This window comes from Methylobacterium sp. Leaf85 (assembly GCF_001422125.1).
Taxonomy (GTDB): domain Bacteria; phylum Pseudomonadota; class Alphaproteobacteria; order Rhizobiales; family Beijerinckiaceae; genus Methylobacterium; species Methylobacterium bullatum.
In genome coordinates this window covers 1-24,444 of record NZ_LMME01000004.1, presented here as the reverse complement: position 1 = coordinate 24,444, position 24,444 = coordinate 1, and the positions used below count along the sequence as shown (strand labels likewise).

Sequence of the window (24,444 nt, the reverse complement as noted above, 5' to 3'; positions counted from 1 at the left end):
CGGCCCATCGCCGGGGCATCGCGCCATCGGGAACCGGCGCGTCCGGAGCGCGGAGCTACGATGTGGCGATCGCATCCGACTGGACGGAGTGCGTGCCCGGATGGACCGGTGCGCCGACGCCGTTCCAGGATCCGGCCTGGATCGAGACCTGGTACGAATCGCTCCACGCCCGCGCGGGGCTGACGCCCCTCCTGGTCACGGCGCGGGACAGGGCGACGAGCGCGCTCGCGCTGCATCTTCCCCTCGTGATCGACGAGACGGGGACCCGCCGCATCATCGCCTTCGCCGATCTCGGCCTCACCGATTACAACGCGCCGCTCCTCGGCCCCGCAGCCCCGAGGGACCATGCCGGCGCCCTGGAGCTATGGCGGGCGATCCGCTCCGCGCTGCCCCGCGCCGACCTTCTCTCCCTGCGCAAGATGCCGACGACCTTGGCCGACGGGCCCAATCCGCTGTCCCTCCTCAGGGGCGTGTGCCCGTGCCCGCTCAACGGCAACGAGGTCAGGACGGGCGAGGATTGGGAGGCCTATCATCGCAGCCTCGCCAAGACCGTGCGCAAGGAGCTGGAGCGAAGCTGGCGGGTGTTCTCCCGCGAGCCCGAGACGGGTTTCCGCATCGTCACCGACCAGGACGAGGCCCAGCGGGTCCTGGAGGTGATGGCGCGCCAGCAGGAGGCGCGCATGCGCAGCCTCGGCGCCGATTACCGCCTCGACGAGGCCGAGTTCGACGCCTTCTACCGTCGCCTCGTCGGACGAGGGCTCGGCCGCGGCTATGCCGTCGTCAGCGCCCTGATGGCGGGAGACGAGGTCGTTGCCGCGCTGCTCGGCATCCGCGATGCCGACACCTACGTCATGATCCGCATCAGCAATGCCGGGGAGGGGTGGTCGAACTGCTCGCCGGGCCGCCTCGTGATCGACAAGACCATGGAGGCCCTTCACCGAGAGGGCTGCCGCTCGTTCGATTTCAGCATCGGCGACTACGATTACAAACGTCGTTTCGGGGTCGAGCCGCTGCCGCTGGTGGACCTCGTCGCGCCGCTCGGCTGGCGCGGCCTGACGGGCGCGGCGCGGGCGAGGCTGGTCGCGACCCTGCGCCGCTATCCCGCCCTCGACAGGCGGGTGCGGGACATCGCCTGCCGGGGCATCCTGCTCTGGCGCAAGCGCCGCTCGTGAGGGCGGCGGCTTCCCAGCATGGTCGTTGCCTAGCTCGGCAAAAACCAGAACCCTTTTCTCCCGCCGCTGCTGTATTCCAACACCGTGCTTTCATCGGCCGGACGGAGACAGCCCCGCATGAGCCAACCTCGTCGCCTGCATCTCGGCGCCTTCATGCGGCCGATCGGCATCCACACCGCGTGGTGGCGCTATCCCGGCGGATATCCGGACGCGAATTTCAGCTTTCCCCATCTCAAGCGCTTCGCCCAGCGCCTGGAGGCGGCCAAGTTCGATGCGTTCTTCATGGCCGACCATCTGGCGGTGATGAACATGCCCATGGCCGCGCTGAAGCGCAGCGCCACCGTGACCTCCTTCGACCCGATGACCCTGCTGCCGGCCCTCGCCGCCGTCACCGAACGGATCGGGCTCATCGCCACGGCCTCCACGACCTATAACGAGCCCTATCATGTGGCCCGGAAATTCGCCTCCCTCGACCATATCTCCAACGGTCGCGCCGGCTGGAACCTCGTCACCTCCGGCAACCCGGACGAGGCCCTGAATTTCGGCCGGGACGCCCATCTCGACCATGCGGTCCGGTATGCCCGCGCGCGGGAGTTCTTCGACGTTGTCACCGGCCTGTGGGATTCCTGGGCCGACGACGCCTTCATCCGCGACGTGGAGGAGGGGGTCTATTTCGACCCCGACAAACTCCATGTCCTCGACCATGCCGGCGAGTTCCTGAAGGTGAAGGGGCCGCTCAACATCGCCCGCCCCGTCCAGGGCTGGCCGGTGATCGTGCAGGCGGGGGCATCGGAGGCCGGACGCCAGATCGCCGCCGAGACCGCCGAGATGGTGTTCGGCGCCGGCTCGAAACTCGCCGCCGCCCAGGAGTTCTACGCCGACGTGAAAGGCAGGATGCCCGCCGCCGGCCGTGATCCCGACCATCTCAAGATCCTGCCCGGCGCCTTCATCGTCCTCGGCGAGACACGCGACGAAGCCGAGGCCAAGAAGGCCCGGCTCGATGCGCTCGTGCCCACGGACAGCGGCATCGCCAACCTCTCGGTGCGCCTCGGCGTCGATGCCTCGGGCTTCGACCTCGACGCGCCCCTGCCCGATCTCCCGGAGACCAATGCCAGCAAGAGCGCCCAGGCCCAGATCGTCGGCTATGCCCGGAAGACCGGGGCCACGGTGCGCGAACTCGCCCAGCGGGTCGGCGGCTATGGCGGGCTCACCATGGTGGGGACGCCGGCCGAGGTGGCCGACCAGATGGAGGAATGGCTCGTGACGCGGGCCTGCGACGGCTTCAACGTCATGTTCCCCTTCGTGCCGGAAGGCCTCGACGACGTGGTCGATACCCTGGTGCCGGAACTCCAGCGGCGGGGCCTGTTCCGCACCGAATACGAAGGCACGACCTTGCGCGACCATCTCGGCCTGCCGCGCCCGGCCAACCAGTTCTTCCCGGCCTGACGGACGGGCCGCCCTCCGACCAGGGAGGGCGGCGTTCTCGGGTCAGGCGGCGCGGCGGTTGACCTGGCTCTCGGCCAAACGTGTTAGGCGCTCGTCGGTGGCGCGCTCCTCGTCCAGGGTCTGCTGCAGCACGCCGGCGCAATCGTCCCGGCCGAGCTGCTTGGCCCAGGCCACGAGGGTGCCGTAGCGCGTGATCTCGTAATGCTCCACCGCCTGGGCGGAGGCGATGAGGGCGGCATCGAGAACCTGCTTGTCGCCGATCTCTCCGGAAACCTCGTTGGTCTCCTTGATGATGCCGTCGATGGCCGGGCAGGTCACCGCCTTCGGCGTATGGCCATGCATCTTGAAGACTCTCTCCAGGCGCTCGATCTGGCCTTCGGTTTCCTTGAGGTGCTTCTCGAACCCGCTCTTGAGTTCGGGAGCGGTCGCCTTGGCGATCATCTTCGGCAGCGCCTTGGTGATCTGATTCTCGGCGTAATAGATGTCCTGCAGGGTGTGCACGAACAGGTCGTCGAGAGTCTGGATGTCCTTGGTGAAAATGCCCATGGCTCGTTCCTCCGTGAGTGAATTCGTGACGCATCGGACAGGCCGCGGCGCGCTTTCATCGACGATGGCCTGCATCGTGACCCCGCAATTATTTGTGCACGGCAAAGCTCGATCCAGGTGACATCATGATTTCGTCGCGCGCTTGCTAGGACGGATCAAGAGATTCACGCTGCGATGGTTCCGGACGACATGAGGCGGCGGAGGTCGGGATTCGTCTCGCCGCGGCGATGGACCGCGCCCCTCTCACGGACGTCTTGCGCCGGGCCGGAGAACCGGATCGGCCCGGGGCAGGGGAGCGCCTGAGGAGCCGAACCGCGGCAGTGCACCATCGTTCGACGCATGAAACAAATTAAGGCATGCTCGAATTACCGGCATGTACTGTTTTTCGTACGTTTAGCCGGTGCAAATATCAGACACCGCTCATATCATCACGAGACGTCGGGGGCATGAACGCCCAGCAGCCATCGGAGACGTCGAACCATGACTTTGAGCCCACCTCGGAATTCGGCCGAAATCTTCACTTTCGTGCCCAGAAAGAACGCATCACCCGCACGTGCCTATTCGACGGGCATGCGGAAGGGCGTCAACGCCGTGGTGGAGCTCGCAGGGCGCATGTCGCAGCCGACGGCGTTGCCAAGGATGGATTTCGGCGACAGCTGGTACCATGCCGAGGCGATCCTTGAGGATGGCCGCAGCCGGAAGCTCTGACGGGCGCCACGCATCACGGGACCACACATCACGGGACATGGTATCGCTCCGGTGCCGGAACGCGGGACGCACCGCGCCTTCGGCCAGCCGGAGACCGCGATGAAGCCGCCGATCGGACGCGAGACCACGCTGTGCATGTCCCTGTCGGGACGACCGGGCCATTTCGGGTCGCGCTTCCACAACCGGCTCTACGAGCTCATGGGGCTCGACTATGTCTACAAGGCCTTCACCACCACCGACCTGCCCGCCGCGATCGGCGGCATACGGGCGCTGGGCATCCGAGGCTGCGCCGTCTCGATGCCGTTCAAGGAGGCCGTGATCCCGCTTCTCGATCGCCTCGAAGCCTCGGCGGCGGCCATCGACAGCGTCAACACGGTGGTGAACGAGGCCGGGTGCCTCACCGGCTACAACACCGATTACATCGCCATCCGCCTGCTCCTCGAAAAGCACGAGGTCGATCCGCTTACGCCGTTCCTCCTGCGCGGCTCCGGCGGCATGGCCAAGGCCGTCGTCGCGGCCCTGCGCGATGCGGGCTTCCCGAACGGCACGGTCGTGGCCCGCAACGAGCCGGCCGGGCGGGCCCTGGCGGACAGCCATGGCTATGCCTGGCGCGCCGAGATCGGCGAGGCGCAGGCCCCACTCCTCATCAACGTCACGCCCCTCGGCATGGAAGGCCCGGAGGCCGATGCCCTCGCCTTCCCCGCCCCTCAGATCGCCGCCAGCACCATCGCCTTCGACGTGGTGGCGCTGCCCTCGATGACGCCCTTCCTGCGCGCGGCCGAAGACGTGGGGAAGCGCCTCATCACCGGCCACGAGGTCGTGGTGCTGCAGGCCCTGGAGCAGTTCGTCCTGTATACCGGGCGGATTCCGGGCGAGGACCAGGTCGCCGACGCTGCGGCCTTCGCCCGAACCTGACGCGCTCTCCGCTCGAGAGAGCTCATGCTCCGTTCCATGAGAGAAAACTAAGGGAATCCTGCAGGATATTTCCGTCTTTCGGCTTGCTTTGGCGGGGGGCGGGCAATAGGTATCTCTCAAGCGCGGTGAGCCCGCGCAATCGAGATGTCTTCTAAAGAAGACTTGCAACGCAGGAGAAACATCATGGCTTGGACTGCCCCCGTCGTTCAGGAAGTGTGTGTCGGCATGGAAGTCACCAGCTACGAGTCGGCTGAGATCGACACCTTCAACTGAAGCAGCCGGAAGCGTTCGAGCTTCCAGCGCATGACATGAGAGTCACCTCTCCGCGACGAGCCGCCTCCGGGCGGCTTTTTGCGTTTTCAGTACCTCTAAGACCTGAGCCGCTCAGCGCTCGGTGCCGCCCTCGCGCTCCCGCCGCCCGCTCAGGATGGCATCCAGGCGAGCCACGATGATGGCGAGTTCGCTCTGGCGCCTGAGGCCGAGCCTGCAGAAGATCGCCTTCAGGTGAACCGGCACGATGCCCTCGCGGATCGCGAGGGATTCCGCGCCTTCCCGGGGCGAGCTTCCCCGGCCGATGGCCGTCGCCACCAGGGCCTGCATCCGTGTCGGACCCAATTGCTCGGGTTGCGGCGCGATGGAGACGAGGTCCGGCGGCGGTCCATCGCGCTCGCCCCCTCGTCCGTGGCGGCACCGCCGCTGAAGACGGGGCCGTCCCGGGGAGGCGGAGCCGATGTGCGCGCCGGCACAGCGAAACGGATCGCGGCCAGCCATGAACCATTCAGCCGCCATAGGCGCATGATCTCAAGGTGACGATCCGACCGCGACTCAGCCCAGGAACCCGACATGACCGTTGCCCGTCCCTTCCGCTGGCTGCTCGCCCTCGTCACCCTGGTGATGCCGGCATCCCTGATCCAGAGCCGCCCCACGGTCGACGTATCCGAGCGCGGCAAGACGAAGGAACCCCAGAGCCAGGTCGTCTTCCGGCACTACATCTGATCCCGTTGTCGGCACCGGCGACAGGATCGCGGCAGAGGCGGCGGGCGCCCTTCAGCTACGGTTCAACCAGTACGGTCTAGCTTGAGCGGCCTTACGAGACAGGCCGCCGCGAATGCCCGGCGGAGGGATCGCGCAAGGCGCGTCGCGCACCCCCGTGGAAGCCATGCTCGCTCTACCCACAACCACCCTCGGCACGCCCGTCCTGCACATTCCGTCCACGACGTCGGCCCCGCCCCGCCCCGGCGCGGAGGCGTCCCACGCTTTCCTGCGCAGCACGATGCCAGCCCTCGACCGCGCCTTCGGCCTCGACTGCGCCGCCGACATGCCCGAGGACATGGCACGGCTGATCGCCCGGCTTCATGCCGGCCCCTTGGGTGCCCCCTCGCAGGACACGGCGTCGGAGAGCACCGGACTGTCGGCGACGGCCTACGAGCCGGCCTGATCGCGGCGACAAACCGAGGCGCCGCCCTTGGCCCGATCCCCTCGACGATGGCGGTGCGGGCGGCACGGATAGGGCCGGATGGATTCCGTTCGACGCGTTCGCCCATGCCTTCGCGCCCATGCCTTCGCGCGCATCGTTCGTCGATCGCACGATGAGAAATCTCAGCGAACGACGATCCGGCAGTCGACCCGGATAGGGTCCTGGCTCAATAATGAACGCCGGACGACCGTTATATCCGACCGACCTATACTGTCTCGACGGATAATATTATTCTTTCCATGCGAAAAAACTGGTCGGTCTTTCAAATCCGATCTGGGCAGGTTAGTCCTGATTATCGTCGATAGTGTGCGGCATTGCGCGGGAGCGTATCGTGTCGCTGAAGGACTGAGATGGACCTCGACGACGAGACTTTGCAGGACATCGAAGACTCGCTCGTCACCTCCGCGCTTCAGTCGCATGACTGGGACAAGGCGGTCGCCAGGATCGCGACCGCGACGGACGCGAGGGGGGTCGTCGCGATCCCGTTGAAGGGCCGCGTGCCCGGCCTGCCGATGAGCGCCAGTCTCGATGCCTTGGCCGACGGATACTTTCGCGGCGGCTGGTCGAAGAACGACTACCGCTCGAGAGGCGTGCCCAAGCTCCTCAGGACCGGCCTGTTCGTCGACCAGGACTATGCCACGCCTGACGCGATGCGGTCCGAACCGTTCTATGCCGATTACTTGCACAGCCACGGCTTTCAATGGTCCGCCGGACTGATGGTCCAGGCGGGCGACGATGCCTGGGTGATGATGATGCAGCGGACCATCCAGCAGGGGCCCTACACGTTGGACGACCAGATCGCCTTGCGGCGCCTCATCGCCCCCCTTAACCGGGCCGCGCAACTGGCCCATAGCCTCGGCGAGGCGCGCCTCACGGGCATCGCCGACGCCCTGGAAACGGTCCGCAGCCCGAGCCTGCTCCTCGACAGAACGGGACGGGTGCTGCGGGCGAGCAGCAGCGCGGAACGTCTGTTCGGACCCGATCTGAATGTGCGCATGGGAGAACTCGTGATCCCCTCCGATGCGCAGGCGACCGCCCGGCTTCGCGCCCATGTCGCCGCCGCCCTCTGGTCCGATCCGCAGGATGTTTCCCTGTCCCGGGCGCCGGTCGTCGTCCGCAGGGTGGCCAAGCGGCCCCTCACCCTACGGGCCCAGCCGCTCCGCAAGGCCGGCCTGGAATATTTCGATGGCTGCCGGGCGATCCTCACGATCACGGATCTCAACGAAAGCGGGGACCTCGACGCCGATGTCCTCAAGACATCGTACGGGCTCACGCCTCGGGAAGCCGAGTTGTGCCACACCCTGCTCGCCGGCCACAGCACCGGGGAATGCGCGGACAGGCTCGGCATGTCGATCCATACGACACGGACGCATCTGAAGAAGATCTTCGTCAAGACCGACACGGGCAGTCAGACCGAACTGATGATCGTCCTGAGCCGGCATTTCGGGCTCTAGAGCGCTCTCCGTCGAAGTGGATGCCGGTTCGGCGAAAAAGAGCGCGGCAAGACAAAGGCCTAGAGATGTGTCCCGACCCAACGTGGTCGGGCGCAGCTCTAGCCCGAAGACGAACCGCCTCCCCGATCTTGGCGGCCGAGAGCCTTTGGCCAATGGTGGATCTCGCGAGGCTGCGACGCCGTCCCGCGACCCGTTCGCCCTGTCGCGCCCCCCGTGCGGATGAGGGCGTATTACCACGCCGATCACGAGGTTCTACGATCCCGCTCGTCACACAGGAGCGAGATGCATGACCGATATCGCACGAGCCGGGACCTACGCCCTCGGAGACCGCACGGTGAAGCGCCTGGGCTACGGCGCGATGCAATTGGCGGGTCCCGGTGTCTTCGGGCCGCCGAAGGATCGGGCCGGGGCCATCGCGGTGCTGCGCGAAGCGGTCGCGCGCGGCGTCGACCATATCGACACCAGCGACTTCTACGGACCGCACGTCACCAACGAGATCATCCGCGAAGCGCTCCACCCCTATCCCGACGACCTCGTGATCGTCACCAAGATCGGAGCCAGGCGCGGAGCCGACGCGTCCTGGAACCCGGCCTTCTCGGCCGAGGACCTCACGGGCGCCGTCCACGACAACCTGCGCAACCTCGGCGTCGAGGCTCTCGACGTGGTCAACCTGCGGATCATGCTCGACGTGCATGGGCCGGCCGAAGGCTCCATCGAAGCGCCGCTCTCCGTGCTCACCGATCTCCAGCGCCAGGGGCTCGTCCGCCGGATCGGGCTGAGCAACGTGACGGCGCGGCAGGTGGCGGAGAGCCGGTCCATCGCGACGATCGTCTGTGTCCAGAACCAGTACAACCTGGTGCATCGGGGCGATGACGCACTGATCGACGACCTGGCCGCATCCGGCACCGCCTATGTCCCGTTCTTCCCGCTCGGCGGCTTCAGCCCGATCCAGTCGGCGGCCCTGAACCAGATCGCCGAAGGGCTCGGCGCGACGCCCATGCAGGTGGCGCTGGCCTGGCTCCTGCGCCGTTCTCCCAACATCCTGCTGATCCCCGGCACGTCGTCGGTGGAGCACCTGCGCGAAAACCTGGCCGCGACGGATTTCGACCTGTCCGACGACACGATGGCGGCGCTCGATCGCATCGCCCCCCGCCCCGTGGAAGGCTGACGCGGCGGGGAAGGGGAGGCGCTTGGGTGATTGAGCGTCCCGCATCGACGCGACCGGGGCGGCCTGTCTCGATATCGGGCTGTCGGCACAGGCACGTCCGTCACGAATGGCCCTGCGACACTCATTCCCGCGACAGGCCGGGATTATGAGAACAACACCCCGCCATGTGCTTGTCGACCCAAAGCACATGGCACTGGTATTTGTTATAATTCACCCGCCCGACCTATCCGTCACCTTTAATCCACGGCGTCGCGTGCGTGCCGGCACGCCAGAGAGGACGTTATTACTTCATATTGGCTTCAAGCAGAAGAAGCAGCCAAGACGCGGCGGCTTCACGAGACAAGAAAGCCGTTGCTCACATGAAGACTTCCATTGCCGCTCTCTCGACCGCCCTCGTCATGGGCCTGGCCTCGATCGCGCCCACGACGGCGATGGAGCGCCCTTCGCGTTACACCGCGTTCACCCCCTATGACGTCGACACCACCCATTCGATCCGGGCCGATCGTCGAGCACCCTCGTCGTTCGGTTGTCCGATGAGTTCGGCCGCCGAGGGCAACGCCAACCAGCAGACCCGCGAGGTCATGCAATACGGCCAGACGTCCGGCGGCAGCCGCTGCTGAACCGGTCGGGACAGCGCCTTGGCATCGATGCCGACAGTCTTTTCCTACGTCATGGTCGGCGTTGCATCGGTGATGTTCGCAGCGACCATCGTTGGCTCCGCCGATATCCTGGCGAGCTCGTAGCGCGTCGTCCCGGATCACGATCCGGATCGGCTTCTTCCCATGCAGCGACATCCGCTGTGGGGAAGGAGCCGATTCCCCGTTCGCCCGAATGAACCGCGTGGGAAGCCAGTCCCGGCAGACCTTCGCCGTCCGGCCTCAGGGCCGGCGCATCTGCTTGCCGGCGTAGGCCACGAGCTGGGAAAAAGCCAAGGCCGCCGCCGAGGCCTGGACCCGGCTCGGATACGGCATCGGAGAATGGGCGACCTCCTGGCCATAGGCGTCGCGCAGGGACCAGCCCCAGCGCCCGACCCGCTCCTCCAGCACGTCGAAATGCATGGTCCGGTCTCCGCTCGTGCGGGGCGACGGCGCGCTGGCCGCCGAACCGGCACTCGCCCGCCTCGCCATGCCCGAGGGCAGGCCGGCGGGAGTGAGATTCCCCGATATCCACAGGTCGGCCGTCTGCATCTTGACCTCCGCGCTTGAACTCTATGTTCACTATATGTTCTTACTCGCGGAGTGTCCACCATGCTGTCGACCCCTATGGCGCGGATCGCCTGTGGCCCTCTCGCCCGTGCCGTCGAGGCCTGCCCGACAGGCAAGGCTACTGGATTCACACCTCTGCTCGACGGCTGTTCGCTCTATCCAAGAAGGTTTGCCTCGAGGCGCGCGCGGGGCTTATTTCCCGGTTCGGTGGCCTGACATGGAGCGCCTCTGCGACGTGAGGGCCTCGCACCTCGTCATCGCCTGCGGCCCCTGCGAGCGCCGGGGCGTCTACCGTGTCGCCCGCCTGCGCGAGCGATTCGGCGATCACGCCTCTATCCTGGACGTCTATCTGAGGCTGACGCAAACCTGCCGCTGGCAGCGCGAGGTCGGCAGCCGGCCGCCCAATGTCTACGCGGTCGGGTGCCGGGCCAAGCTCGATACGTCGGGCGGGGCCGTCGCGAACGGACTTCCCTCGCGGACATAGGCGAAGGGCAGCGCCCCGATTCCGCCGGGTCGGGTGCGAAAAGATTCAGGCATCGTCCTCGCGGCCGAACACCTCGCCCTCTTCGGCGAGCCGGGCATCCGCCTCGTCGGTCCGCAACTCCAGCAGGGCGCGGTACTCCCGCAGCCGCCGCCGAAGCGGCGTGCCCGCCTCCTCGCAATCGGCCGGCTCATCCGTGTCGAGGGCGCAGCCCTCGATCGTCTCCGAGGTCTGGCGATCGACGGCCGCGCGGTCGGCCTCGCTCAGTCCGGCCGGATCGCCGAGACCGAGTTCCGACGCGATCAAAGCCGCGATCTCCTCGCGCTTCTCATCGAGCTTCGACATCGCCACCCCCATTCCTTCGAATCCGATGCCCCGATGATCGGGTACCTTGCCGCCGGGGAGCAAGGGGAGGGGTACCGGAAGACGGGTGGGGCGCTGGTCAATCCGCCAAGGCCCTGTCATGGCTGGCCGGTGACCGATGATCCCAGCCATTCCCATCCCCTGCGGCCCACCCGTCTCGGATGGTCCGACTTCTTCGAGGAGCAACGTGAACCGGCCGAGGCCGGTCTCGTGCCCATGCGGATCGCGACGGTCCACCGCTCCCGGCTGACCGCCCTGTCCCTCACGGGGCCGGTGGGGCTCGTGCTTCCGGTCCATACCCAGACCGGCGATTTCGCCGTGGGCGATTGGGTGCTGGTCGAGCCCGAGACCGGGACGATGTGCCGCCTCCTGTCGCGCAGGAGCGTGCTGCAGCGACGCAACGAAGGCGGAGGCCCGCTGCAGCTGGCGGCCGCCAATGTCGATACCCTCTTCGTCGTCACGTCGTGCAACGCCGATTTCAACATCGCCCGGCTGGAGCGCTACCTGGCGCTCGCCAACCAGGGGGGCACGAATCCCGTCATCGTCCTCACCAAGGCCGACATGGCGCCCGATGCCGAAACCTACCGGCGGCAGGCCGCGGGCCTGCAGCGCGACCTCGCCGTCGTCACGGTCAATCCGCGCCTTCCGGACGCCGTGACGCAGCTTGCCCCCTGGTGCGGCGAGGGTCTGACCGTGGCGGTCGTCGGCTCATCGGGGGTGGGCAAATCGACCCTGGTCAACACGCTCGCCGGCCCGGACCAGGACCTCCCCCAGGAGACCGGCGGGATCCGCGAACACGACGCCAAGGGGCGCCACACCACCACGTCGCGCTCGCTCCACGCCATCGCCGGCGGCGGCTGGGTCATCGATACGCCGGGGATGCGCACGCTGCATGTGAGCGACGCGGCGGAGGGCATCGACACGCTGTTCGCCGAGATCGTCGAGCTGGCGCCCTCCTGCCGGTTCCGCGACTGCACCCATGCCCACGAGCCCGGCTGCGCGGTTCAGGCCGCCGTGGCGGAGGGTGCGCTCGATCCCGAACGCCTGACCCGGTGGCGCAAGCTCCTCGACGAGAACCGGACCAACACCCCGGTGGTCACCGGGCCGCGCGGCAGCCGTCGGCGCTGACCCTCATCCCGCCTTCACCCGACCTCCTGCGGACATCGCTCCCCGAATGCCCTTTCCCGACCGAACCCTCGTCATCGTCCGCCACGGGCAGAGCCTCGACAACGAGCGCGACCTCTTCTCCGGCATCCGCGATCCCGACCTGACGGAACGGGGCGTCGGCGAGGCGCGGAGCTGCGGGCGCCGCATGAAGGAGGTCGGGCTCTCCTTCGACATCGCCTTCACCAGCGAGCTGACGCGGGCCCGGCGCACCTTGAGCCTCATCCTGTCGGAACTCGGGCAGCCCGACCTTGCCGTCCACCGGAGCGCGGCGCTGAACGAGCGCGATTACGGCGAGCTCGCCGGGCTGAACAAGCGGGAATCGCAGGAGCGCTGGGGGGTCGCGCAGGTCCGTGCCTGGCGCAAATCCTACGATGCGGTGCCGCCGGGCGGCGAGAGCCTGGCGATGACCGCCGACCGGCTGCTTCCCTATTATCGGGACGAGATCGAATCCCGGGTCCTCGCGGGCCAGCAGGTTCTGCTGGTGGCGCACGGCAATTCGCTGCGGGCGCTCATCATGCATCTCGACGGGATCAGTGCCGACGCGGTCGCCGACGTGCATCTCGCCACGGCCCAGACCCTGGCCTATCGCCTCGACGAGCGGGGCAGGGTGGTGGAGAAGCGCGCGATCTCCGCCTGAGTCACGAGTGGACCGGCAGGCGGAGAGGCGCGCCTGTGGATCGGCGTCAGCGGGCTCTCAGGGCGTCCCGATCGCGCGCGAGCTGGCGCCGCGTCCGCATCGGCTCCAGGTTCGAAAGGGACATCAGCCGATACCCGAAGGCGAAGAGGGCGAGCGCCACGGCGGCGAAGGCACCGCCGACGATCAGCGACGCGATCGCCTCCGACCCGATGAGGAGCGCCAGCCCTTTGACGATCGCCACAAGGAGCACGAACAATCCGATCAGGACGAAGAGGGCCGCCATCAGGAACAGGATGAGCGGACGCGCCACCTGCCCGACCGCCGATCCGACCTCGGCCTGAAACAGGGCGAGGTGCTTGGAGAGGAGGATCTGGGTTTGCCCGATCGCATCGCCGACGAGGAGCAGGAGGCTCTTGTCATCCCGGCGGCTCATGCATCCCCTCTCATCGACGTGGTCCGATCAGGCCCGGCGGGTCCGTGCGCAGACAAGCCAGATAGGGCCGCCGGGGTTGCGCGGCAATCGCCGCACATTCCTACCCGGTACCTGCCTGCCCGGTACCTGCCATCAGATCGCGAGCCCGAGCTGGCGCGGTCCCTCCGTCTCGCCCTGCTGAAGGCCCGACAGGGAGACACCGAGCAGGCGAACGCTGCGGCGGAGCGGGAACACCGTGCGCAGCAATCCCAGCGCCATGTGCATCATCGCATCGCGGCCGGCGACCGGGGCCTCGAAGGACTGCGCCCGGGTGATCTGGACGAAATCCGAGAACTTCACCTTCAGCGTGACGGTGCGCCCCGAGACGCCCTTGGCGGTGCAGGAGGTCCAGACCTTGTCGATCAGCGGCGTCAATCGCTCCGCCATGGCGTCGAACTCGGTGAGGTCCTCCGAGAAGGTGGTCTCCGCCCCCACCGATTTGCGGATGCGGTGGGCACGCACCTGCCGCTCGTCGATGCCGCGCGCCACCGAATGATAATAGGCCGCCGAACTGCCGAAGGCCGCCTGCAGCTCTTCCAGGGAACGGGCCTTCAGGTCGCGGCCGGTGAGGATGCCGAGGCGCTTCATCTTCGCCTCCGTGACGGGGCCGACGCCATGGAACCGGCCGATGGCCAGATCCTCGACGAAGCCCGGCCCCATCGCGGGCGTGATCACGAACAGCGCGTCGGGCTTGCGGAAGTCCGAGGCGACCTTGGCGAGGAACTTGTTGTAGGAGACGCCGGCCGAGGCCACGAGGCCGGTCCGCGCGAGGATCTCGGCCCGGATCACCCGCGCCACCTCGGTGGCGGTGGCCAGCCCCTGCAGGTTCTCGGTGACGTCGAGATAGGCCTCGTCGAGGGCCACCGGCTCGATGATCGCGGTATGCTCGGCGAACACCGCACGGATCTCCTCCGAGATCGCCCGGTAGACCTCGAAGCGCGGCTTGACGAAGAGGAGATCGGGGCACAGGCGCCGGGCGGTGACCGAGGGCATGGCCGAGCGGACCCCGAAGACCCGCGCCTCGTAGCTGGCGGCGGCCACCACGCCCCGCTCGCGCGACCCGCCGACCGCGAGGGGCCGGCCTCGCAGGGCCGGATCGTCCCGCTGCTCCACGGACGCGTAGAACGCGTCCATGTCGATATGGATGATCTTGCGGACGGGGGTATCGTCGCCGGGGCTCGACATCGGATCGGGCTGTCACATCGGTGCGCGGGCAATGAGCGGGCGTCGTTGAGCAGTCATCGTGGGGAAGGCGCTGTGTTCGGTCTTTGTTCCTCGCGGTTTCAGGGGGCCGGGTCAACCCGGCCGGGGCTGGCGCCGTGGTCTGGACTTTCCCGTGATGGGGCGCAGGATGCCTCCCGGTTCTCCCGTGCCTCGCGGGGAACGGCCGGAGCCGGGCCGTCGTCCCCGGCTGCATGTCGAGCACGCGCCGGCCGGCTCGGCGCCGGAACGACCACCATGATGAAGGAGGACGGCATTCCCCTGCACCCTGGCGCTGCCCCTCTCGGACCGGATACGGGTGAACGACCATGCCGAGTATCTCACGAAGCGTCTCTTCCGGAACTCCCGCTGCGCCGTCGTCCTTCGAGCGGGAACCGATCGTGATGGGGAGTTTCGTGAAGCACTCCAGGCAGGCGCTCCGGGGACGACGCGTCCTGGTGGTGGAAGACGAGTACTTCCTGGCCGATGAACTGGCGCGGGGCTTGGCCGAGGCCGAAGCGGAGGTGCTCGGTCCCATCGCCACCGTGGAGGGCGCCCTCGACCTCCTCAATGGGCCGTCCCCGCCCAACGCGGCCATCCTGGATGTGAACCTCGGAGGCGAGGACGTGTATCCGGTGGCCGATGCGCTCCTCGCCCTCGGCGTCCCGTTCCTGTTCACCACCGGCTACGATCAGGCGACGATCCTCGGCCGCTTCGCGTCGGTCCGGCTGCTGGAAAAGCCGATGGATACCGCGGCGGTGTTGCACGCGCTCGACATCATCCTCGACGACAGGGCCTCACGGACGGACGCGGCCGGATAGAATTCGCTCGGCTCCGGATAAGACATCGACGGTCATTCGCGCGGGAATTTGATCGAATCCTTGCGCGAGAGTAGAAGTCACCCTGTGTTCGGCACGCTCGACCGGTGCGACGGCGAGAGAACGGCGAGCGTCGAAAGACATGACACCGACGGTGGTGCCGGTTGGGTTCGCGGGCCTGGATGAGGTGTCGATCACCGACGCGTTGGTGGCGCGTCCCGTACGCCCTCCCGACTACGAGGCGCAAGCCCATGCGCTGGCCGAACTGGCCCGGGAGCTGGCCGTCAGCCCGGACACCGTCCTGCAGCGCATCGCGGACCTCCTCGTCGGGATGGGCCTGGCCGGGTCGGCCGGGATCAGCATCCTCGAACCGGGAGAGGCCCCGAAACGCGTCCGCCGGGCCGCGATCGCTGGATCATGGGCCGCGCATCGCGGCGGCACCATCCCCTTCGCCGAAAGCCCCTGCGGCCTGGCGGTGACCCGCAACACCCCCCTGCTGTTCTCGCGCCCGCATGCCCGCCTCGCGGCCGCCTCTGTCGAGCCGCCCATCCAGGAGCTCCTGCTGGTGCCGTTCCATGCCGGCGACGAGCCGGTCGGTACGCTCTGGGTCGGCACGCATGACCTCGATCGCACCTTCGACGGCGAGGATCTCAGGCTGCTCACGCGGCTGACGCACTTTGCCTCCGCCGCCTGCATCATGACCCGTGCCCTCGATGAGGCGCGGCCCCAGGGGCTGCGCGGAACGGAAGCGTGGCATCGTGCCGACCTGGAGCGGGAGGTGAGGGAGCGCACGGCCGGGCTGCAGCGGAGCCGCGACCTGCTCCAGACCACGCTGGACAGCTCCATGGACATGATCCAGGTCTTCGAGGCCGTCCGGGACGCTTCGGGCGAGATCGTCGATTTCCGCTGGCGGCTGAACAACCACACCGCGGAACGGACCCTTGGCGAGGTGAGGGGGCAAAGCCTGGTCGAACGCAGTCCGGGCGTGGTTCGGGACGGCATCTTCGACGTCTTCCGGCAGGTCGTGGAGACGGGCCTGCCCTCGGTCGCCGAGCGTTGCCATGCGCACGGGCGATGCGACGGCTGGTTCCATCAATCGGTGGTGAAGCTCGGCGACGGCGTGGCGACCACCACCAGGGAGATGACCGCCTGGAAGGAGGCGCACGCGAAGCTGGAGGAGAGCGAGGCGAAGTACCGCCACCTGTTCAACTCCATCGACGAGGGCGTCTGCATCGTCGAGATGATGTTCGACGACCGGCAGCGGCCGGTCGATTACCGGTTCCTTTCCGTCAACCCTGCCTTCGATCAGCAGACCGGGCTCGGCGACGCCACCGGGCGGACGATGCGAGACCTGCTCCCCGAGCTGGAGGCGAACTGGTTCGAGACGTTCGGCCGGATCGCGCGGAACGGCGTGGCGGAACGGTTCGAACGCCGGGCGATCGCCCTCGGGCGCTGGTACGAGGTCTATGCCTTCCGCGTCGGCACCGCCGAACAGCGGCAGGTTGCCCTCCTGTTCAAGGACATCCAGCCTCGCAAGCGCGCCGAGGCGGCGCTGCGCGAGAGCGAGGAGCGGTTCCGTGCCTTCGTCACGGCCAGCTCGGACGTGGTCTACCGGATGACCCCGGACTGGTCCGAGTTGCAGCGGCTGGAGGGGCGCGCCTTCAAAAACGTCTCGGACCAGCCGAGCAGGACCTGGCTCGACCGCTACATCCGTCCCGACGATCAGGCGGAGGTCCGTGCCGCCATCGACCGGGCGATGGCGACGAGATCGATCTTCGAGCTGGAACATGCGGTGATCCGCAGCGACGGTTCGCTGGGCTGGTGCGTGTCACGGGCGGTCCCGACCCTCACCGACACCGGCGAGATCAGGGAGTGGCTGGGGGCGGCCAGCGACGTGACGGCGCGCAGGAACGCCGAGACGGCGTTGCGCGAGAGCGAGGAGCGCCTCAGCCAGTTCGGCGAGGCCTCGTCCGACGTCCTCTGGATGCGCGATGCCGCGACCTTCCAGTGGATCTATCTCACCCCGGCCTTCGAGACGATCTACGGCCTCGACCGCACCTCGGCCCTCGCCGGCGACCACCTGGTGAGCTGGGCCGAGATGATCGTGCCGGACGATCGCGAACGGGCGGTGGAGAGCCTGCATCGCGTCCGGGCGGGCGAGCGTGTCACCTTCGAGTATCGCGTCGGGCGGCCCAGCGACGGCGGCATCCGCTGGATACGGGACACCGGCTTCCCCATGCGCGACGCCGCCGGCGCGGTGTGCTGGATCGGCGGCGTCGGCCGGGACATCACCGAGGAGAAGGAGACCGCCGAGCATATGAGCGTGCTCGTGGCGGAGTTGCAGCACCGCACCCGCAACCTCATGGGCGTGGTGCGCGCCACGGCGGACAAGACCCTGCGCAACAGCAGCGGCCTCGACGACTTCCGGGAGCGCTACGGCACGCGTCTGGCGGCCCTCGCCCGCGTGCAGGGGTTGCTGTCCCGCCTCGGGGAGGGCGAGCGGGTCAGCTTCGACGAGCTGATCCGAAGCGAAGTGGCGGCGCTCGACGGCGAGGCGTCGCGGGTCAGCCTGAGCGGACCGAAGGCGGTGGCGCTGCGCTCGTCGACGGTGCAGATCTTCGCGCTGGCCCTGCACGAACTGGCGACGAACGCGCTGAAATACGGCGCCCTGGCCCAACCGCAGGCGCATCTCGAGATCCGCTGGCACGTGGAGCTCGCGGAGCCGGAGCGGGCTCCCTGGCTGCATGTGGATTGGCGCGAGCGCGGCGTGCGGATGCCGGCGCGGGATGGCCCGCCGCAGGGGAGGGGCTCGGGGCGCGAACTGATCGAGCGGGCGCTGCCCTACCAGCTCGGCGCCAGAACGACCTTCGTGATGGAACCGGACGGCGTCCACTGCACCATCGCACTGCCCGTGTCGGGACACACGATCCGGGAGAGAACCAAAGCCGCCTCACGGCGGAGTCCGGAGCCGGCCGATCCCGGAGGATGAGGAGGCCGGCCCGCTCGCATGCGCCGCCAGGAGACGCCTCGAAAGTGGAGCCCCGGACGGGGCGGCGGCGATCGCAACACCACGCGACGGCCGGCACCGCCCTCCGCAAGCTATTACCCCTCCATCCGATGAGGTTAACCGGCGAGGATCGAGCCTTTAATGCAGGTGAATGACCCTGCAATGACAATTCCCTATTCGTGCCCTATGTGCGAGGAAGAAAGAATGCCGCACTACTTCATCCGCAAGCTTGAGCAGTTCACGAAGCTCTCCTGCGACGACCGGCAGGCCTTGGAGAACGCGGCCTGCAAAAGGCGGACCATTGCGAAGCACGCCGACATCATCAGCGAGGGTGACGATCCTCATCACATCAACCTGATCCTGGACGGATGGGCGTGCCGCTACAAGCATCTCGACGATGGCCGGCGCCAGATCATCTCCCTCTTCGTGCCCGGCGACCTCTGCGACAGCCACGTCTACCTCCTGCGCGAGATGGACCATTCCATCGTGGCCCTCACCCCCGTCAGACTGGCCGAGATCTCGCGCGCCGCGCTGGAGCAGGTGGCCAACGACAATGCGCGGGTGACGAAGGCGTTGTGGTGGAACACCCTGGTGACGGTGGCGGTTCAGCGCGAATGGACCGTCAACCTCGGCCAGCGCACCGCCCTGGAGCGCCTCGGCCACCTTTTCTGCGAACTGTTCCTGCGTCTGCGCGGGGTCGGTCTGACGGATGGCCCCAGCTATGAGCTCCCCCTGACCCAGGTGGAACTGGCGGATGCCCTGGGTCTCTCGAACGTGCACATCAACCGCACGCTCCAGGACTTGCGGCGTGCCGGCCTGATCGTGCTCAAGGGCGGGCGCCTGACCATTCCCGACTTCGATGCCCTGCAGAGGGCATCGCTGTTCAACCCGAACTACCTGCACATCGACCGCGAAGGTCGTCACTTCGATGCCGACGGATCGGTGTGATGCCGAACCGGTTTCCCCTCAAGCACCCCGTGGAACTGCGATGACGATGGGATCAGACCCGACGGGCGCCGAGGAACGGGTGGCGCTGCTGGCCGAGCTGCAGCACCGGGTGCGCAACACCCTGGCGACGATGCGGCTGATCGCCCGGCGCTCGGCGGAATTCAGCGAGAGCCTGGAGGACTACACCGCGCATCTCGACGGGCGGCTGGCCGCCTTGGCACGGGTGCAGAACGTCATCATCCAGAACCCCACGGCCGGGGTCGATCTCGACCGCCTCGTCACCGACGAGCTCACGAGCGCGCTCGCCTACCAGGATGGGCGCACGTGTGTGGACGGACCGGATCTGAGGCTGCATCTGCGCGCGGCCGAGCCCCTCGCCCTCGCCCTGCACGAACTCTCGACGAACGCCCTCAAGTTCGGAGCCCTGGCCACGCCGACGGGCCGCCTCACGGTGATCTGGCGGATCGAGGAACGGGAGGGCGCCCCCCACCTCGTCTTCGACTGGCTGGAGCGTGGCGTGCCCCTGAACGAGGACGAGCCTCGTCGCAGGGGATTCGGCACGGTCGTGCTGGAAGAGATGCTGGCCTACAACCTGAAGGCCGCGACGAGCCTCACCTTCGCGCCCGACGGCCTGCATTTCCGCCTGGCGCTGCCCCTCACCAGCCGGACCTTGCATGCCGGGACCGGCCACGCCTCGCCGCTCCTCCACCCGCCGGACGGCCAACTCGACGCGGGTTTCGCAGACGTGCCCCGGATTCTGCGAAACCCGCCGGGCGGGCCATGGAAAGACGCCTCGCGCCGGTAGGGCGCGGCGTTCTTCTCCTCGGCGGCGGGCACCTGCGCCGTCACGACAGGCCCAGAGCCGTCGCGAGGTGCTCGCGCGCCCGGCTCACCCGGCTCTTCACGGTACCGACCGGACAGCCGAGGATGGCGGCCGCTTCCTCGTGCCGGAGCCCGTCCACCGTCACCAGCAGCAAGGTCTCGCGCTGCTCCGCGGGGAGGGCGTCCAGGGCGCCCTGCAACGCGACGAGCGCGACCCGGTGCTCCTGGTCGGGGGGCGAGGACAAGGCCCCCGCGATGGCCCCGTCGACGTCCTCGATCTCGCGGCGCAGGCGCTTGCGCTGGTTCAGGTGGGCGTTGCGCAGGATCGTGAACAACCACGCGACGAGGTTGGTGCCGTCCTTGAAGCGGGACCGGTGTTCCCAGGCCCGCATCAAGGTCGCCTGCACCATGTCGTCGGCCTCCGCGGTGTTGCCGGTACGAAGGAGGGCGAAGCGGCGCAGGCGCGGCACGAGGGCGATGAGGTCGTCGCCGAACGCTTTGGTGATCTGGCGTTCCGCCTCCGCGTCGAGCAGGGCGGCCCTCAGTCGAAGCAGGACCCGGCCGAGGCGCGTATCGGTGTCGACCGCGCTGGCGCTGGGAATGAGTTCGTCCAGTCGCCGTCCGATCTGGTCCTGGACATGACGAGGCAATCCCTCGCTCGGCGAAGGTTCTTCGGAGATTATACTGACATGCATAGGGAGGATTCGTCCTTTTTCCGGACAACGACCGGGTGTGTCCGCCCCTCTACGGTGGAATATGCGTGTCTGGTTGTGGCTGATCGCTCGCGTTCACGTCAATGATACAGATATACCAGATAATATCTTGCGCGATCCGGAACCGTCGCTGGTCGTCCCCTGTTACGGCTCGGTTCCATCCCAGCAGTCAGGAAGGCGGTCGCAGGTGACACTCGGCGTCGACAGGCATGAGCTTCGGCAGATCGTCGCCGGCCTCAGCGAGGGCGTGATCCTGGTCGAGCCCGACCAGACCATCGCCTACGCCAACGAGGCCGCGCTCGCGATGCACGGGGCCGAGACCGTCGGGGAGCTCGGCGGGACGGTGGACGCCTACCGCGAGCGTTTCGCCCTGCGCTACCGCAACGACCACACCCCGAACCAGTATCCGATGGAACGGGTCGTCTCGGGCGAGCGCTTCCACGACGTCATCGTCGAGGTGACGCGGACCGACCAGCCCGATGTCGACTTCGTCCATTCCCTGCGCAGCCTCGTGGCCACGGACCGCGACGGCAACCCGAGCTGCCTCGCCCTCATCCTGAAGGACGTATCGGGGCAGTTCGAGGCCGAGGAACGGTTCGAGACCACCTTCGACGCCAACCCCGCGCCGGCCGTGATCTGCCGGCTCTCGGACCTGCGCCACGTCAAGGCGAACGACGGCTTCCTGGAGATGACCGGCTACACCCGCGACGCCGTGATCGGCCACAGCGTCTACGAGGTCGACGTGCTGGCCGGAGCCCGTAGCCGGGACCTGGCGATCTCACGCCTGAACAGCGGGGGCACCATCCCGCAGATGGAAGCCTGCCTCGATTTGCCGGATGGCGGATCGCGCTACGTCATCGTCGCCGGCCAGCCCATCGACTGGGGCGACGAGCCCTGCATGCTGTTCACCTTCGCCGACCTGGACCTGCGAAGGAAGGCGGAGACGGCCCTGCGCCGGAGCGAGGAGCGCTTCGCCAAGGCGTTCCACATGGCCCCGGTCCCGACCCTGCTGGCGCGCGTCGAAGACTTCTCCATCACCGGTGCGAACGAGGCCTTCACCCGGGTCTTCGGCTATGGCGCAGACACGGTGTCCGGGCGCTCGCCGGCCGATCTCCGGCTCTGGGTCCACGATGTCGCACGGATCAGGTTCGAGACGGCGGTGGCGCGCACCGGTTACGTGCTCGGCCTGGAAGTATGCCTGCGCCACGAGGACGGCACCGATGTCGACTGCCTGGTATCGGCCGAGCGCGTCGAGATCGGCGACCGGACGTTCGCCCTCGTGGTCCTTCAGGACATCACCGAGCGCAAGCGCACGGAGCGCGAACTGTCCGAGGCCATCGAGGCGGTGATGGCCGACACCTCGTGGTTCAGCCGCGGGCTGATCGAGAAGCTCGCCAACCTGCGCCGGCCGGCGAGCGAGCACGAGGACGGCATCGTCCCGAACCTCACGGTCCGCGAGCGGCAGATCCTCGACCTCGTCTGCCGAGGGCTCGGGGACGACGCCATCGCCAGGCGTCTCAACCTGTCCAGGAACACGGTGCGCAACCACTCGGCGTCGCTTTACCGGAAACTCGACGTGCACAAGCGCTCCGAGGCCATCGTCTGGGGCCGCGACAACGGGTTCCCGCTATCCGAAACCAGCAAATAAAAACCTCATAACCAGTATATCTGCATCATTGCCGCCCGGAACCGGCGGGCCACTTGAGGGACGGTGTCAATCGCTGAGGCATTGGAGCACCCCGTGAGCGCGCAAAAGACGACCGACACTTCCGACAAGCTCAAGGGCTCGGTGAAGGAGGCCATCGGAAAGTTGGTCGGCGACCCCAAAGTCGAAGCCGAGGGTAGGTCTCAGCAGAAATCACCGACGCCCGACGTGAAACCAAAGACCACCCCCAAGTCGTAGCTCGGGTGACACGTCGCAGCTCGGGCGTCACGTCGCACCTCACGAACACCGTTCGCGACAAGAATATCGGCGCGACAACATCAGGAGAGACATCATGGTCGATGCGGATCGCATCACAGGCGCCGCCAAGGAGCTCGGCGGCAAGGTGCAGGGCACGGTGGGCGACCTCACCGGCTCGAAGCGGGATTCGGCAGAGGGCCGTGCGCGCGAAGCGCAGGGCGCCGCCGAGAACCTTTACGGACAAGCCAAGGACACCGTCCGCGACGCGGCCGAGCACGTCGCCGACACCGCCCGCGACATCGGCGGCAGGGTTCGCGACACGGTCGGCAGCCTGATCGGGTCGGACGACGTCGAGGACCGCGCGCGCCGCGCCCAGGGAGCGGCCGCCGATACCTACGACCGCGCCGAGCGCTCCGTCCGCGGTGCCGGCCGCGAGGCCTACGACCGGGCCGAGGACGCCTACGAGAACGGTGGCCGGTACCAGCGCCAGGGCGGACGCGAGGCCACCGACCGGATCGCCGAGCATCCGGTGGCCGCCCTGCTCGTGGCCGGCCTCCTCGGCTACGGAATCGGCCTGCTCATCCACCGGCGCGACTGATCCGCAAAGCCGCGATCGATCGGGCCGACCGCGCCGGAACTGCGCGGTCGGCCCCCTGAGTTCCACCAGCCCCCCTCGAACGACCGACCTTCTCGGACGACCGACGACCCGGAGTATCAGTATCGTGTCCACTTCCCCCCTTCTCGCGACTTCATCCACCACGGCCTCGGCCGCTGGTGACCCAGGTCGTCCTCAACATGGTCGGCGTCGGCATCGGCCTGTCCAGCGTCGGAGCGAACGCCGCCGACAACCCGGCCGCCTCGACCCTGTCGCTCGGCGCCGGTGTCTGGTTCATCGTCTCGGGCATCGTCGCCGCTCTCGCGGGCGGCTTCATCGCCGGACGCCTGTCGGGCAAGCCCGTGACGGGCGCCGCCGGCCTGCACGGCCTGGTCTCCTGGGCGGTGACCACCCTCGTGGTGCTCTATCTTCTCACCTCCGCGGCCGGCGGCCTCATCGGCGGCGCCTTCTCGGGCGTGACCAGCACGCTCGGCGGCGCCGGCTCCCTCGTCGGCGGTACCGTGCAGACCGCCGCGCAGGCCGCAGCCCCGTCGCTGTCCAAGATCACCAACCCGCTGGACGGCATCGAGCAGAGCGTYCGTCAGCAGGCGGCCGGCCAGGACCCGCAGGCCGCCAAGGAYGCCGCCGTGGCAGCCATCCGCGCCCTGTTCACSGGGGATCCCGCCCAGAAGGCCCAGGCCGAGAACCGCGCCGCCGACGCGCTGGCCAAGGCCCAGGGCATCCCGGTCGACCAGGCCAAGACCCAGATCCAGGACTACAGGAAGCAGTACGAAGAGACCGTCGCCAGCGCCAAGCAGAAGGCCGAGGCCGCGGCSGTGGCCGCCAAGTCCGCSGCCACCCAGGGCGCCTTCTACGGCGCGCTCGCCCTGATCCTCGGCGCGCTCGCCGGCTTCTTCGGCGGCCGYCTCGGCGCTCCGACCCTCGCCACCCTCACCGATCGCTACGACGCCCGCCGCGTCTGAGCCGGATCGCCGGCCGGTCACCGCGACCGGCCGGACCTTCCCTTTCGACGATCACCCCGAACCCAAGGAGCCATCCCATGAGCAGCACCACAGACAAGCTGAAGGGTCTCGCCAACGAAGCCGTCGGCAACCTCAAGGAGGGTGTCGGCAAGGTCACCGGCAACGACAAGCTCGTCGCCGAGGGCAAGGCCCAGGAACTCAAGGGCGAGGCCCAGCGCACCGTCGGCGAGGCCAAGGACGGTGT

Annotated in this window: 29 protein-coding genes; 22 read left to right on the top strand and 7 right to left on the bottom strand. The window is 67.9% G+C overall.

What is annotated here, in order from left to right; genetic code table 11:
* Positions 1–62 precede the first annotated feature (62 nt).
* Both ASF08_RS04265 and ASF08_RS04260 read left to right on the top strand, forming a co-directional pair.
* Entirely contained in the window at positions 63–1,172 is a 1,110-nt protein-coding gene (locus tag ASF08_RS04265; protein WP_244474451.1) for a GNAT family N-acetyltransferase, read from the top strand.
* A 117-nt stretch (positions 1,173–1,289) separates the two neighbouring features.
* Positions 1,290–2,618: an LLM class flavin-dependent oxidoreductase gene (locus ASF08_RS04260; protein ID WP_018043777.1), complete on the top strand. Its 1,329-nt coding sequence runs from the start codon at positions 1,290–1,292 to the stop codon at positions 2,616–2,618.
* A gap of 42 nt (positions 2,619–2,660) precedes the next feature.
* Here the strand turns inward: ASF08_RS04260 and ASF08_RS04255 are convergent, their stop codons facing one another.
* Positions 2,661–3,164: a YciE/YciF ferroxidase family protein gene (locus ASF08_RS04255; protein ID WP_018043776.1), complete on the bottom strand. Its 504-nt coding sequence runs from the start codon at positions 3,162–3,164 to the stop codon at positions 2,661–2,663.
* A 525-nt stretch (positions 3,165–3,689) separates the two neighbouring features.
* Between ASF08_RS04255 and ASF08_RS24525 the strand changes: the two genes are divergently transcribed.
* From ASF08_RS24525 to pqqA, 3 genes are all read left to right on the top strand, one after another.
* Complete coding sequence (locus ASF08_RS24525; protein WP_147831259.1) at positions 3,690–3,872, top strand: hypothetical protein; 183 nt, start codon at positions 3,690–3,692, stop codon at positions 3,870–3,872.
* 99 nt (positions 3,873–3,971) lie between these two features.
* Positions 3,972–4,787, top strand: a complete 816-nt coding sequence (locus ASF08_RS04250) for a shikimate 5-dehydrogenase (RefSeq protein WP_056142058.1) — start codon at positions 3,972–3,974, stop codon at positions 4,785–4,787.
* Between the two features lie 183 nt (positions 4,788–4,970).
* Positions 4,971–5,060: a pyrroloquinoline quinone precursor peptide PqqA gene (gene pqqA, locus ASF08_RS04245; RefSeq protein ID WP_018043773.1), complete on the top strand. Its 90-nt coding sequence runs from the start codon at positions 4,971–4,973 to the stop codon at positions 5,058–5,060.
* 111 nt (positions 5,061–5,171) lie between these two features.
* Here pqqA and ASF08_RS24520 read toward each other — a convergent pair whose 3' ends face one another.
* Positions 5,172–5,558: a hypothetical protein gene (locus ASF08_RS24520; protein ID WP_156629453.1), complete on the bottom strand. Its 387-nt coding sequence runs from the start codon at positions 5,556–5,558 to the stop codon at positions 5,172–5,174.
* A 72-nt stretch (positions 5,559–5,630) separates the two neighbouring features.
* On the opposite strand from ASF08_RS24520, the gene ASF08_RS25280 reads away from it, so the two are divergent.
* The 5 genes from ASF08_RS25280 (at position 5,631) to ASF08_RS04220 (ending at position 9,506) form a co-directional block, all read left to right on the top strand.
* Positions 5,631–5,783 carry a hypothetical protein gene (locus tag ASF08_RS25280; RefSeq protein ID WP_200931826.1) on the top strand — a complete coding sequence of 51 codons (153 nt, stop codon included), beginning with the start codon at positions 5,631–5,633 and terminating at the stop codon, positions 5,781–5,783.
* 163 nt (positions 5,784–5,946) lie between these two features.
* Positions 5,947–6,225: a hypothetical protein gene (locus ASF08_RS04235; protein WP_147831263.1), complete on the top strand. Its 279-nt coding sequence runs from the start codon at positions 5,947–5,949 to the stop codon at positions 6,223–6,225.
* Between the two features lie 389 nt (positions 6,226–6,614).
* Entirely contained in the window at positions 6,615–7,718 is a 1,104-nt protein-coding gene (locus ASF08_RS04230) for a helix-turn-helix transcriptional regulator (protein WP_056141770.1), read from the top strand.
* Between the two features lie 286 nt (positions 7,719–8,004).
* Positions 8,005–8,886 carry an aldo/keto reductase family oxidoreductase gene (locus tag ASF08_RS04225; RefSeq protein ID WP_056141767.1) on the top strand — a complete coding sequence of 294 codons (882 nt, stop codon included), beginning with the start codon at positions 8,005–8,007 and terminating at the stop codon, positions 8,884–8,886.
* A gap of 359 nt (positions 8,887–9,245) precedes the next feature.
* Positions 9,246–9,506, top strand: a complete 261-nt coding sequence (locus tag ASF08_RS04220; protein ID WP_056141763.1) for a hypothetical protein — start codon at positions 9,246–9,248, stop codon at positions 9,504–9,506.
* 258 nt (positions 9,507–9,764) lie between these two features.
* Here the strand turns inward: ASF08_RS04220 and ASF08_RS25630 are convergent, their stop codons facing one another.
* Complete coding sequence (locus ASF08_RS25630; RefSeq protein ID WP_244474450.1) at positions 9,765–10,073, bottom strand: hypothetical protein; 309 nt, start codon at positions 10,071–10,073, stop codon at positions 9,765–9,767.
* A gap of 235 nt (positions 10,074–10,308) precedes the next feature.
* Between ASF08_RS25630 and ASF08_RS04210 the strand changes: the two genes are divergently transcribed.
* Positions 10,309–10,575: a hypothetical protein gene (locus ASF08_RS04210; RefSeq protein WP_043764324.1), complete on the top strand. Its 267-nt coding sequence runs from the start codon at positions 10,309–10,311 to the stop codon at positions 10,573–10,575.
* Positions 10,576–10,620: 45 nt separating this feature from the next.
* Here ASF08_RS04210 and ASF08_RS04205 read toward each other — a convergent pair whose 3' ends face one another.
* On the bottom strand, positions 10,621–10,917 hold the full coding sequence (locus tag ASF08_RS04205) for a hypothetical protein (RefSeq protein ID WP_244474449.1): 297 nt from the start codon (positions 10,915–10,917) through the stop codon (positions 10,621–10,623).
* Positions 10,918–10,950: 33 nt separating this feature from the next.
* Here ASF08_RS04205 and rsgA point away from each other — a divergent pair, with 33 nt between their 5' ends.
* Positions 10,951–12,063 (top strand): ribosome small subunit-dependent GTPase A, encoded by a 1,113-nt coding sequence (gene rsgA, locus ASF08_RS04200; protein ID WP_244474448.1) that lies wholly within the window; start codon positions 10,951–10,953, stop codon positions 12,061–12,063.
* A gap of 46 nt (positions 12,064–12,109) precedes the next feature.
* Positions 12,110–12,739, top strand: coding sequence for a 2,3-bisphosphoglycerate-dependent phosphoglycerate mutase (locus tag ASF08_RS04195; protein WP_056141755.1), 630 nt, complete (start codon positions 12,110–12,112; stop codon positions 12,737–12,739).
* Between the two features lie 46 nt (positions 12,740–12,785).
* On the opposite strand, the gene ASF08_RS04190 is transcribed toward ASF08_RS04195, so the two are convergent.
* A complete protein-coding gene (locus ASF08_RS04190) occupies positions 12,786–13,172 on the bottom strand; it encodes a phage holin family protein (RefSeq protein WP_056141751.1) in 387 nt (128 codons plus the stop codon).
* A 132-nt stretch (positions 13,173–13,304) separates the two neighbouring features.
* A complete protein-coding gene (gene dinB, locus ASF08_RS04185) occupies positions 13,305–14,396 on the bottom strand; it encodes a DNA polymerase IV (RefSeq protein ID WP_018043760.1) in 1,092 nt (363 codons plus the stop codon).
* A gap of 419 nt (positions 14,397–14,815) precedes the next feature.
* Here dinB and ASF08_RS04180 point away from each other — a divergent pair, with 419 nt between their 5' ends.
* From ASF08_RS04180 to ASF08_RS04165, 4 genes are all read left to right on the top strand, one after another.
* Complete coding sequence (locus tag ASF08_RS04180) at positions 14,816–15,232, top strand: response regulator (protein ID WP_018043759.1); 417 nt, start codon at positions 14,816–14,818, stop codon at positions 15,230–15,232.
* 139 nt (positions 15,233–15,371) lie between these two features.
* Complete coding sequence (locus ASF08_RS04175) at positions 15,372–18,218, top strand: PAS domain S-box protein (protein ID WP_056141748.1); 2,847 nt, start codon at positions 15,372–15,374, stop codon at positions 18,216–18,218.
* A 222-nt stretch (positions 18,219–18,440) separates the two neighbouring features.
* The gene (locus tag ASF08_RS04170; protein WP_056141743.1) at positions 18,441–19,184 is read left to right on the top strand and encodes a Crp/Fnr family transcriptional regulator; all 744 of its coding nucleotides are present in this window, start codon (positions 18,441–18,443) and stop codon (positions 19,182–19,184) included.
* A 40-nt stretch (positions 19,185–19,224) separates the two neighbouring features.
* A complete protein-coding gene (locus tag ASF08_RS04165; protein WP_056141739.1) occupies positions 19,225–19,989 on the top strand; it encodes a sensor histidine kinase in 765 nt (254 codons plus the stop codon).
* A 40-nt stretch (positions 19,990–20,029) separates the two neighbouring features.
* Here ASF08_RS04165 and ASF08_RS04160 read toward each other — a convergent pair whose 3' ends face one another.
* On the bottom strand, positions 20,030–20,656 hold the full coding sequence (locus ASF08_RS04160) for a sigma-70 family RNA polymerase sigma factor (protein ID WP_018043755.1): 627 nt from the start codon (positions 20,654–20,656) through the stop codon (positions 20,030–20,032).
* 250 nt (positions 20,657–20,906) lie between these two features.
* On the opposite strand from ASF08_RS04160, the gene ASF08_RS04155 reads away from it, so the two are divergent.
* The 5 genes from ASF08_RS04155 to ASF08_RS04140 form a co-directional block, all read left to right on the top strand.
* Positions 20,907–22,367, top strand: a complete 1,461-nt coding sequence (locus tag ASF08_RS04155) for a helix-turn-helix transcriptional regulator (RefSeq protein ID WP_056141736.1) — start codon at positions 20,907–20,909, stop codon at positions 22,365–22,367.
* 93 nt (positions 22,368–22,460) lie between these two features.
* Positions 22,461–22,622: a CsbD family protein gene (locus ASF08_RS24515; RefSeq protein WP_147831283.1), complete on the top strand. Its 162-nt coding sequence runs from the start codon at positions 22,461–22,463 to the stop codon at positions 22,620–22,622.
* Between the two features lie 94 nt (positions 22,623–22,716).
* The gene (locus ASF08_RS04150) at positions 22,717–23,220 is read left to right on the top strand and encodes a CsbD family protein (RefSeq protein WP_056141733.1); all 504 of its coding nucleotides are present in this window, start codon (positions 22,717–22,719) and stop codon (positions 23,218–23,220) included.
* A gap of 173 nt (positions 23,221–23,393) precedes the next feature.
* Positions 23,394–24,200: a hypothetical protein gene (locus ASF08_RS04145; RefSeq protein ID WP_056141732.1), complete on the top strand. Its 807-nt coding sequence runs from the start codon at positions 23,394–23,396 to the stop codon at positions 24,198–24,200.
* 77 nt (positions 24,201–24,277) lie between these two features.
* The coding region (locus ASF08_RS04140) for a CsbD family protein (RefSeq protein ID WP_056142052.1) at positions 24,278–24,444 on the top strand (167 nt) is incomplete at its 3' end.